The organism is Janthinobacterium sp. P210006, assembly GCF_036231885.1.
Lineage (GTDB): Bacteria > Pseudomonadota > Gammaproteobacteria > Burkholderiales > Burkholderiaceae_D > Janthinobacterium > Janthinobacterium violaceinigrum.
The window spans coordinates 110,257-120,727 of record NZ_JAZARD010000003.1 but is presented as its reverse complement, the minus strand read 5'-3'; the positions used below and the strand labels follow the sequence as shown (position 1 = coordinate 120,727).

General features: G+C 65.3%; 9 protein-coding genes. 2 read left to right on the top strand and 7 right to left on the bottom strand.

Annotation, left to right across the window (positions count from 1 at the left end; genetic code table 11):
- Positions 1–6: 6 nt before the first annotated feature.
- The 7 genes from VPH41_RS14660 to VPH41_RS14630 form a co-directional block, all read right to left on the bottom strand.
- Complete coding sequence (locus VPH41_RS14660) at positions 7–1,203, bottom strand: hypothetical protein (RefSeq protein ID WP_328570599.1); 1,197 nt, start codon at positions 1,201–1,203, stop codon at positions 7–9.
- Positions 1,200–4,661, bottom strand: coding sequence for a hypothetical protein (locus tag VPH41_RS14655; RefSeq protein ID WP_328570598.1), 3,462 nt, complete (start codon positions 4,659–4,661; stop codon positions 1,200–1,202). Before VPH41_RS14655 ends, VPH41_RS14660 begins: the two co-directional genes overlap by 4 nt.
- Positions 4,658–5,887 carry a hypothetical protein gene (locus VPH41_RS14650; RefSeq protein WP_328570597.1) on the bottom strand — a complete coding sequence of 410 codons (1,230 nt, stop codon included), beginning with the start codon at positions 5,885–5,887 and terminating at the stop codon, positions 4,658–4,660. The genes VPH41_RS14655 and VPH41_RS14650 overlap by 4 nt, the downstream gene beginning before the upstream one ends.
- 30 nt (positions 5,888–5,917) lie before the next feature.
- Complete coding sequence (locus tag VPH41_RS14645) at positions 5,918–6,379, bottom strand: hypothetical protein (protein ID WP_152284941.1); 462 nt, start codon at positions 6,377–6,379, stop codon at positions 5,918–5,920.
- 22 nt (positions 6,380–6,401) lie between these two features.
- Positions 6,402–6,878, bottom strand: coding sequence for a hypothetical protein (locus tag VPH41_RS14640; protein ID WP_152284940.1), 477 nt, complete (start codon positions 6,876–6,878; stop codon positions 6,402–6,404).
- Positions 6,879–6,895: 17 nt separating this feature from the next.
- On the bottom strand, positions 6,896–7,312 hold the full coding sequence (locus tag VPH41_RS14635; protein ID WP_152284939.1) for a hypothetical protein: 417 nt from the start codon (positions 7,310–7,312) through the stop codon (positions 6,896–6,898).
- 214 nt (positions 7,313–7,526) lie between these two features.
- Positions 7,527–7,808 carry a hypothetical protein gene (locus tag VPH41_RS14630; RefSeq protein ID WP_328571252.1) on the bottom strand — a complete coding sequence of 94 codons (282 nt, stop codon included), beginning with the start codon at positions 7,806–7,808 and terminating at the stop codon, positions 7,527–7,529.
- Here VPH41_RS14630 and VPH41_RS14625 point away from each other — a divergent pair.
- Entirely contained in the window at positions 7,771–8,343 is a 573-nt protein-coding gene (locus tag VPH41_RS14625) for a DUF4255 domain-containing protein (protein WP_328570596.1), read from the top strand. The two genes, VPH41_RS14630 and VPH41_RS14625, sit on opposite strands and share 38 nt — an antisense overlap.
- Positions 8,344–8,677: 334 nt before the next feature.
- On the top strand, positions 8,678–10,450 hold the full coding sequence (locus VPH41_RS14620; RefSeq protein WP_328570595.1) for a ShlB/FhaC/HecB family hemolysin secretion/activation protein: 1,773 nt from the start codon (positions 8,678–8,680) through the stop codon (positions 10,448–10,450).
- Positions 10,451–10,471 lie beyond the last annotated feature (21 nt).

The following is a 10,471-nucleotide window of genomic DNA, read 5'->3' as shown; positions in this document are numbered from 1 at the left end:
TTGTTCTTATACGGTGAGGAGTATGGGGAGATGGTCGCTGGTGCCGTCGGCCAGCACGGCTGGCGCACTGGGAATGCCCGCGGGCGTGCCGATCTTGCCGAAATTGAAGCGGTCGCGAAAACGGTCCACCGGTATCGGATTGTCGCCGCGCGTGAAATCCGACAGCGCATAGCTCATGGCCCGCCCGATCCGGCTTGGAGTCTGAGCGACCCGGTCGATCGCCTCGCACAGACAGTTGTCGATGTTGCCCGCTTCGGCGCCCAGATGGATCAGGGCAAAATCGAGCGTCTCGTTTTTACTGTAATTGCCCGGCGTCGCGTCGGGTCCGCGCCTGAGCATGGTGGGGCCGAATTGCGGAAAACGGTTATAGAATGTCTGGATCGGCCCCGGATACAGCTTGGCGAATCCCTTACTGAATGTCGAGTTCATCGACAGGTAGCCGGAGCCCGTTGGCGCGCTGACATCGACGTTGAAGTCGCCCGCGATCAGGATGATTTTCTTGGCCGCGTCGACAAACCCGATGCGCCGGATCGCGTCGGCGGCACGCGCGCCGTTGGCGGTGTCGCAATGGACGGAATACAGTTCGAGCGTGCGCTGGGGCGCGGCCACTTCGGTAAACGTGGTCAGGAAGGGGCGGCGCGAGGTGGGATCGGGAAACCCCGTGATGTCGGCGAACGAGGTCGTCCCGGCCCAGGTGCTATCGGCCGGCACCACGTTGGCGTAGGCGCCCGTGTAGGCGGCAGGCGTGCCCGCCGCAGCCGGCCCGGTGGCCGTATTGATCCACGGGCCCGTGAAGGTGACGTTCTTGCTGTTCCAGAAAACGCCGATGCACTCGGTGTAGCGGCTGCCGCCGTCGATGATGTCGATCTGGGTCGAGTTGATGCGTTGCGGCGGCACCAGGTACCAGGTGTTGCCCAGCATCGAACGCAGGTGCGCCAGCAGCAGGATCAGTCCGGCCGGACCGCCGCTGCTGCTGTCGGCCAGGGTGCCCGGTTCGCCGGCGGAGGCGCGCGGCTCGACCACGACAAACACGTCGGCCGCCGTGCGCCTGACGGTGCTGACGATGTAGCTCAGCGTGGCCAGGGCGCGCGCGGCGTCGTTCTTGGTGCGGCTCAGGTTTTCCGCTTCGGCATAGCCGGTGGCAGTCTGCCCCACGATGCGGCTGCTCGAGAAAAATTTGATGTTCCAGACCAGCACTTTCATGTTGCGTCCCCCTGCGGCCCGCCCAGCGCCCGCAGCGCGGTCTGGCGCAAGGCCGCGTGCGCCAAACGGTCCTTGGCGCCGGCGGGTTTTTGGGCCTGGTCCTTGGTGTAGGCGGCATACCAGCCCAGGCTCGAGTTGTGCTGGTCGTCGGGATTGCCAAACAGGGCCATGTCGATTTGTCCTCCGGTGGGAAAGCTGATGCCCAGGAACTTGAGCGCCAGTGCGTTGAGCAGCAGGTAATAGGTGGAGGCGCCGTTCTGTCCCAGCACCAGGGCACGGAAGCCCAGGTCGAGCACGCCTTCGATGCTGATCGTGTCCTTGCCGCCATCGCTGCCGGGCAGCTTGAGGCCGACGAAGACCTGGTAGCTGCCGGCGGCCGGACTCCAGGCCGCGATGAACTGGGCGATGAAGCCCGCTTTGGCGGCCAGCGCGCCCAGGGTGCCCAGATCGAGGTCGAACACCAGGCCGTACCAGGGATAGGCCAGGTCGCTCTGGGTCAGCGCGCTTTGCAAGCCCAGATAGCCAGCCCCGCCCGGCGTGCTGACGGAATCGGCTTGCAGCAGTGCTGCCAGCGACAGGGGAAAGTGCTGGTACAGGCTGTCTGGCCGGGCGACGCTGGTGGCCAGGTCGAACGCCATGCCGCCCGCATCGAAGGCAAAGCGCGCGCTGTCCTGCTGGTCGGGCGCGAATGCCATGCGTATCATCAGCTTGCTGAAGCGCAGGCCGGCGGGCGCGTCGCCGCCGCTGCGGCCGAACGAGAACACGTCCATCTCGAGCGCGGCAAAATCGAGCAGGCCGGCCAGCGCGAAATACGTATGGGTCAAGCCATCGTTGGCGGAATCGAATTCGGTGACGAATTGCGCGCTGCCCACCTCGATGGCGTTGAACACATTGCCGGCCACGATGGGGAAGACCTTCGGCTGGTTTTGCGCAGTGCGGAACAGGTAGGTGTCGTGCACGACGCCGGCCACGGTCTGGCGCTGCAGGGCGCCGAACAGGTACAGTATGCTGTCGGCGGGCGCCTGGTCGACCGCGTCGCCAAACAGCTGGCGCACCATCAGTTCGACCTTGCTGGCGAACGAGGCGATCGCCGAGTTCAGAAAGCGCACCTTGAGCGAATCGACCTGGAACTGGTAGGGCGCGCCGCTCGCGCGTAGCGGCGTGACGGGCGCGTTATAGTCGACCAGGCCGAACATCGACGACGGCCGCAGCGTCAGCGGGGTGGCGCTGGCGTCGATCTTGCTGATCTCGATCGCCAGGTGGTGGGCGCGAAACAGCGACGGGTCGATTCCCGCCGCCAAGCCCTTGCATTGCTGGGGGAGCTGGGCCAGCGGCGTGCTCACGTTCAGGAACAGGATGCCTTGCCAGTTCGGATCGGTGACGGCCGTGACGAAGGCGGCGAAATCGATGTCGCCGCGGCCGTTGTCGAACTGGGCGATCGCGTCGCTGATCTGCGCGCCGATGCGCGCGCTGGCGGCGCCGTCGTCCAGGTTGAAGGGCACAGGCGCAGGAGCACCGGCTACCCGGGCCTGCGCCCAGCTGCCGGGATCGTTGATCAGGTCGGCCAGCGCGCCGCGCGCGAATTTCCAGATCATGGCGGTGTGCAGGGCCGGCGGCGTGGTGGCCGGGGTCCACTGGTCGGCGTCGAGCGCGAAGCGCCAGTCTTGGATGGTGATCTCGCGCTGCGCGGGGTCGGGCGACAGGTAGGGGGCAATCGCGGCGGGATTGCTCATGACCAGCAGCAGCTGGTTGCTGGCCAGCGCCGTGCGCAGCGGATCGCCGTTGGCGATGGTGTGCAGCGCGAAGCGGCTGCCGTCGGCCATTTGCGCGATGACGAGGGACTCGATGGTGTGCAAGGTGGGGTCGGCAAACTGCGCGAGCAGGCCTTGCGGGGTGACGCTGCCCAGGCCGGTGCTGGCGCTGGCCGCCACGCCAGGCTGCGCGCGCCAGGCCGCGGCGGCTGGCGCGCTGCCGCGCGCGGCGATCGTGGCGCGCCGCAGCGGGCTGATGACCCGGGTTTCCAGCATCCGGCAGGCGGCCAGGTCCTGCCCGTCGATGCCCGCATACGGCAGCAGCGGCATGGCGTTGGCCGCGGTCACGGCGGCCGGCAGCGTGTTCGCTCCCACCTCCAGATACACCAGCGGCGCCAGCGCGCCGGCGTTGGACGGCTGGTACAGCACCGCGCCATCGGGCTGGGCGAAGTAGCTGAGTGCAGCAGCCTCGCCCGCCAGCCACGCGCAGGGCAGGGCCCAGGCGGTCGTCGCGCCAGCCGTCAGGCGGGTGGGCGCGGCGTTGGCCGCCGCGGGATCGAAGCCGTCGGCAAACGCGGGCGCGCCGCTGAAGAACGACAGCGCATTGGCTGCGGCCAGGCCGATATATTCGACGCCCGACAGGCCGCACATGAAGCGGCTGCCCGCCGCCGTGGCCATGACCGTGGCGGCGCTGGGCGCCTGGGCCTGCGGCTGGCCGCTGGCGGCGACGAGAAAGTCGCCTTTCGGAATCAGGGTGTAGAGGTCGTCGGACGAGGCGGGAAATGCGCTGGGCCGGGCTGCCAGCACCAGCCGCGCCGGCGTGGCCGTGGGGCCGCTCGCGTCCTGCAGCGGCGCCAGGGTCAATGCGTGGCCGGTGACGCCCGCATAGCAGGAGGTGAGGGCGCCGGTGGCCGCCGCGAATGCAAAAAAGCTGCGTTCCTCGGCCGCGCTCCACGGCGCCAGCGTCGCTTGCAGCGTGGGTGTCTGGGCCACGTCGAACAGGGGATAGTGCAGTGAACTGAGCAAGGTGGCATCGTCCGTGCCGCTGCCAGCGGTGGGATAGTAGGTGCGCATGCCGACATCGAGCAAGGCCAGGTCGGGCACGCCGCCGGTGGCGCCCAGTGCCAGCTGGAATTGCAGGCTGCCGGCATGCTCGCCCTGCAGCGCGATGCTGACCGGGCCGGTGCCGCCCAGCGCACTGGCGCCAAAGCCGCAGCTGAACGCAATGGCGCCCGCGTTCTGCGACAGCGTGAACCCTGGCTGCGCCGGGTCCAGGCCGAAGGCCGTGCCCACGCCGACCGTCAGCGCGTAGTTACGGTAAGGCAGGTATAGCGTGCGCGAAGTGCGCAAGCCGCCTTGCGCCAGCGCCAGTACGTAGCCGTTGAGCTGGCCGTTCGCGGGCACGCCGCTGTCGAACCAGGCGATGCGCGGCGAGCTGAAACTGGGCTGGCCCAGCAAGTTCCAGGCGGCGATGGCAAAGGCCGTCTCGCCACCGGCCGCCAGCGGCTGTTCGAGGAACAGGTAGGTGCCGGGCATGGCCCAGGTCTGGGCCAGGGTCAGGATGGCGCCGCCTTGCGCGCCTGGCGGCAGCAGGAAGCCGCGGCGCACCGAGCCGGGCGGCGGCACGGTGCCATCGTCGGAGGCGGCGTACAGCAGCGGACAGCTTGGCGACTGCAGGAACTGCAGGCCGGCGGCAGCGGCGTTCAAGACGGGCTTCCAAACGCGATGGTTACATAGTCGCCGGCCAGCAGCGGCAGCGCGAACGCCTGCACGTCGTTGACCAGCGCGTTGGGCGCGGCAAACTGGACGGTGAAATAGGCCACGGCGCCCGGATTGGCATTCGTCGTCAGCGCAAGCCGGCTGAGCGATACCACGCGCTGGGCCTGCGCGACCGGCAGCCAGGTGGTGTAGCGCTCGAGCAGATTGGCGACGGTGGTTCCCACCGGCAGGTATACCGATTCCGGGTTTGCATTGTTACCCAGCTGTAGCAGGACCGCGATCTCGGGAATGACCACGTCGCGCCCGAAGAAAGTGGCGGTGAGTGCGGGATTGCTGCGCAGGGCGGCCAGCGTGGCGGCCCCCGTGATCTGGACGTTGGTGCTGGCGCTGCTGCTGCCCGGGGCGCCGGCCGCAATGACGTTTTGCGGATAGATCAGGCGGTGATGGCGAAATGCGCTGCCTGATTGCTGCAGATCGATCAGGCTGTTTACGGGACCGGATGGGGACTGCGGCGGGACCAGTTGCGGTGCGGCGATGGTGCCGAGGAAGGCATCGAAGGCTTGCACTGCCGTGCCGTTGGCCACATTGGTGCTGACGTGCCATGCCAGCGAACCGGTGGCGACATATGCCGAGAACGCCTGGTTCGGCGGCGCCAGGTACTGGCGCTGCGATGGCTCGCTGCGCAGGCGCATGCCGGGGCGCAGGTCGACCGAGGCGGGGGCGCCGGTGCCGATGCCCGTTTCCAGGCCGCAGCCGTACAGCAGCAGCTCGCCGAGCGGCAGCGGCAGGTACTGGATCAGGGTGGCGGCGATTTGCGCGGTGGCGCCCGGTACCAGCAGCGGCGGCGAGCTGAGCTCGAAAGCCGTCTCGATGCCGGCCACGAACGCCAGAAAATTGCTGCGCAAGGCGGCGCGCGACGCGGGCCTGGTGTTCCACGCGTTCAGGCCGGTGAGCGTGAGCTTGAGCGTGACGCTGGCCCGGGTCGGCGGCGGATTGAAGGTCACCGCCATCGCGAAGTCGGGGTTGCTCAGCTTGAGTGTGGATGGATCGCCCAGTCCCGTCCACAAGTTGGGGAGCGCCAGCGGCACAGGCGGCGACTGCTTGCCATAGGTGAACTGCGGCGGCAGCAGCCAGGCCTGCAGCTCGCCAGGCGCATCGGGCCCGCTATACGAGGTGTACACCACATAACTGTTGTTAGGACTGAATGACGGCACGGTGATCCTCGCTTATGCACGCTGATGCGTTTATCGGGCGGTCAGCCCGGCCTGGGTATACACGTAATAATCGGTGGGCCGCAAGCTGCCCGCCGTGATGCGCAGCTGAATCTTGTAAGTCTGGGAACCGATGTTCATTGCCTGGCCAATCCAGTAGCCAGCGCTTTGCTGGATGGGATAGCCGGGGCTGCCAAAGACGTTTCCTTCGATGACGCTGAAGCCGGTGATGACGACCGTGTCGCCGGAACCCGTGTCGATCGGGTAGGCGGAATAACCGATCAGTGCGCCGACCGGCACCACGCTGTGCAGCGTCATGCTGCCCTCGCCGGTGCTGCCGGTGTTCAATTGGTTATCCATCAGGTAGATGCCGGCCGTGATGCTGCTGCCGCCGGCACCGGCCACATAGGCGGTGTCGACGGCGATCACGACCTGCGCCTGGACGGCTGCCGCAGAGGCGGGCGCCTGTACGGCACGCACGAAAGCGCCAGCCATGCGGACTTGCTCCGGCGCCGGATTAGCGCGCGGTAATGAACGGATCCCAGTTGATGTAGTAGTCGGTCGGACGCAAGCCGCCGGCCGTCACTTTTACCTGGATCTGGTAGGTCTGGTTGCCCGCATTGGTGGCCTGGCCGATCCAGTAGTTAGGCTTGATCTGCAGCGGATAGCCCTGGTTGCCGAACACGTTGCCCTGAGAAACGTTGAAGCCGGTGATGGCGACCGTATCCCCCGAATTCTGATCCAGGGGGTAGACGGTGAAACCGATCAGGTTGCCGACCGGGCATACCGTGCTCAGTTCCAGCTGTCCCTCGCCGGAGCTGCCGGAGTTCAGCTGGTCGTCCATCATGTAGACGCCGGTATTGATGTTGTTGCCGGCCGTTGCCACGATGAACGCAGTGTCGATCACGATCGAAATCTGGGTTTGCGGGTTGGGAATGGCGGCATTCTGGGGAACGGCGCGGACGAAAGGTTGCTGCGTTGCCTGATAGCTCATGAGATTCTCCCGTCCGGTTAGTGGGCTGCGATGCCAGGATTGATGCTCAGGGAAATGCCGGAGCCGCCTGGCGCCTGGACATTGAGGCCCAAGGCATAGTTGCCGCTGGTGCCGCTTTGCGCCTGACCCGTGAAGTTCCAATTGTCCACGCGCTGCGGCTGGCCGCTGTCGCCCCAGACGTTCGAGTTGCCAATCGACTGGATCTGGACGGAACCGCCCGAAGCGACAAAATTCGGATCGATCGGTATGATCGTCCAGCAGATGAACGAACCGCGCGTGCAATTGGTTTGAAGGTTGACGGAACCCTCGTTTTGACTGCCGCCCGAAGTGCGGTTGTCGACCAGGTAGATGCCCTTGGTCTGTCCCGCCTGTACGGCATTGGTATCGATCCAGATCTGGATGAATACACTGCACTGTGAAATTGGAGTTGCCATATCAAATGCCTCGCTTTTTGTTGAGAAACGTGGAATTTCAGGTACCCGGTAGAACGCTGTTGCGCCGTCATCACTGCAGAGATATGTATCGTCTTGCTGGTCAAGGACATCGTCGACTTGCCTATGCCGATATTGATGAGCGCCGCGACAAGATAAACTCTAGCGGAATTCAGAATAAGATTTCTCTTCAATTGTAACAACGTTAACTAAATTTTCATTTTGTTATGTTTACTACATAAGCCGCCTTGTGGAAACCGTTGTATGGGGATGCAAAAACCGCCGCTTCAATGCCGAATGCGCAGGCCGCCACGTGGCCCGCCTGTTGCCGGGGATCGGGGATTTTTCCGGCGTGGCCATTCTGGCGGGCGATCCCACGGGTACTATTGACGATGCCTGCGCCGCGGCCGTGAGGGAACCGTTCCCGACGACGTAGGTCGTGGCGGCGCGTTTGCGCAAAGATGAGCACCTTACCTTTTGGAGTATCGATGATAGACACGGCACTGAACTTTGTAGTTCACGAACTGAACAGTTTTTTGAGGGCACGCTTGGGCAGTACCGATTCGGTGGCGGTGCTGTCCGGCTTGTCGGCCATGGATGGCTCGGCCTTGCCGGTGTTCGAGGGCAAGCTGGTCGTCACCCTCGTCAATATCGGCCAGGAAACGACCGCGCCGGCGCCCGGCATTCCGGTCCGGACCTCGGGTGGTGGTTACGCGGGTGCTCCCGCGCCGCTGCACCTGAACCTGTACGTGATGATGTCCGCGTCCTTCGACCACTACGCGGAGGGCCTGAAAGTACTCAGCTACGTGTTGGGCTACTTCCAGGCCCGGCCCGCGTTCGACGCGCAGAGCGGTCCTGGCTTCCCCACCGGCCTGGACAAGCTGTCGTGCGAACTGGTCAGCCTCAGCACGCAGGAATTGCATAATGTGTGGGCCGTACTGGGCGCCCGGTACCGGCCGTCGGCGCTCTACAAGCTGCGCATGGTGACGCGGCAGCAGGATGGGCCCGGCACGGTGACGCCCGCCATAGGCTAGCGGCGGTACGTCCCGGCGGCTTGCCATGCGCTGCAATAGCCATGAGGGGAGGCCGCCGATGCAGATGCAAGGCATCGCTATCTCTCCAAATCACTTCGATTCGCGCAGGCCCCGATTTCTCAGGGGTGCGGGTTGCTGCAAAAAATGCACACAGAAGGTCTCGGTGGCTTCATGACAGCACTGGCCATTGCCTGCCCACCTGTCTTACTAGTGGTAATTGGATAGTTGAAAGGTAGTTACTAAATCGCTAAAGTTCTCAAGAAATAAATATAGTTGCTATATAGAAATAGTTATTTTATAATTTACTTACATAAATAATTATTTGAGGCAACATATGCACCTGCGCTTGACGCCATGGTGCGGTGTATTTTTGTTTAGCGGCACCCTGTGTGCCGCCGTGTCCGCGCAGACCCGTCCCGACATCGCGCCGCCCCTTCCCACCCCGCCTGGCGCCAGCCAGCGCGACGATGCCAGCCAAGAACTGATACGCCAGCAAGAACGCGAGCGCGTCCTGCGCCAGCAGCAGGAACGCATGCCCGACGTGCGCCTGCTTGAGGCGCCTACGGCCGCATCCGCCAACCGCCTGCCCGCAGGCGAATCGCCATGCTTTACCATCGACCACCTGGAGTTGCGGGGCGAGGATGCCGCGCAATTCCAGTGGGCGCTGGGCGCCGCCAGCCGCGACGACCTGGGCACGCCGGACTCTGCGCTGGGCCGTTGCCTGGGCACGCAGGCCATCAATGTGCTGATGGGCCGCATGCAGAACGCCATCATCGCGCGCGGTTACGTCACCACGCGCGTGCTGGCCGAGCCGCAGGACTTGAGCAAGGGCACCTTAACCCTGACCTTGATACCGGGGCGCATCCGCCAGATCGGCTTTGCGCCCGGCACCAACCCCCGCGCCACCTGGTGGAATGCCGTGCCGGCGCGCCCGGGCGACTTGCTCAACGTGCGCGACACGGAGCAGGCGCTGGAGAATTTCAAGCGCGTGCCGACGGCCGAAGCCGATATCCAGATCATGCCGGCCGAGGGCGGCAACGCGAAGCCGGGCGAGAGCGACCTGCAGATCCAGTGGAAGCAGGGCTTGCCATTCCGCCTGGCGCTGGGCCTCGACGATGGCGGTTCGCGCTCGACGGGCAAGCTGCAGGGCAGCGTGACCCTGTCGTATGACCACTGGCTGACCCTGAACGACCTGTTTTACCTGAGTCTGAACCAGAACGTCGACGGCGACCGCGACGGTCCGCGCGGCACGGCCGGCATGGTGGCCCACTATTCGATTCCCTACGCCTATTGGCTGCTGGCTTTCACGGCCAGCGACAGCCATTACCACCAGTCCGTGGCCGGCATCAGCCAGGACTACAACTACAGCGGCGCCAGCCAGAACCGCGAAGTCAAGTTGTCGCGTTTGATCTACCGCGACGCCTCGCGCAAGACGACGGTGTCGCTACGGGGCTGGCAGCGTTCCGCGCAGAACTTCATCGACGACACGGAAGTGGAAGTGCAGCGCCGCCGCATGGCGGGCTGGGAGCTGGGCATCGGCCACCGCGAATTCCTGGGCCAGGCCACCCTGGACCTGAACCTGCAATACCGGCGTGGCACGGGCGCGATGGATGCGCTGGCCGCGCCCGAGGAAGCGTTCGGCGAAGGCACGTCGCGCTTCAAGCTGCTGCTGGCCGACGCGGCCCTGGCAGCCCCGTTCACGCTAGCCGGCCAGTCGCTGCGCTATTCCGGCAGCTGGCGCATGCAGCACAACCGCACGCCGCTGGTGCCGCAAGACCGTTTTGCCATCGGCGGGCGGTATACCGTGCGCGGCTATGACGGCGAAAGCAGCCTGTCGGCCGAACGGGGCTGGCTGCTGCGCAACGAGCTGGGCGTGCCGCTGGGCAGCAGCGGCCAGGAAGCGTATGCGGGACTCGACCACGGCGAAGTGGCCGGACCATCTGCCGCCTGGCTGATCGCCACCAATTTGACAGGTGCCTTCGTGGGCCTGCGCGGCCAATGGCAGGGCGTGCAGTACGACGCCTTTGTCGGCTGGCCCGTACGCAAGCCTGAGCTGTTCCGCACGGCCAGCCATACGGCCGGCTTCAGCCTGAACGCCAGCTATTAATCTGAGACACCGCGACTGATC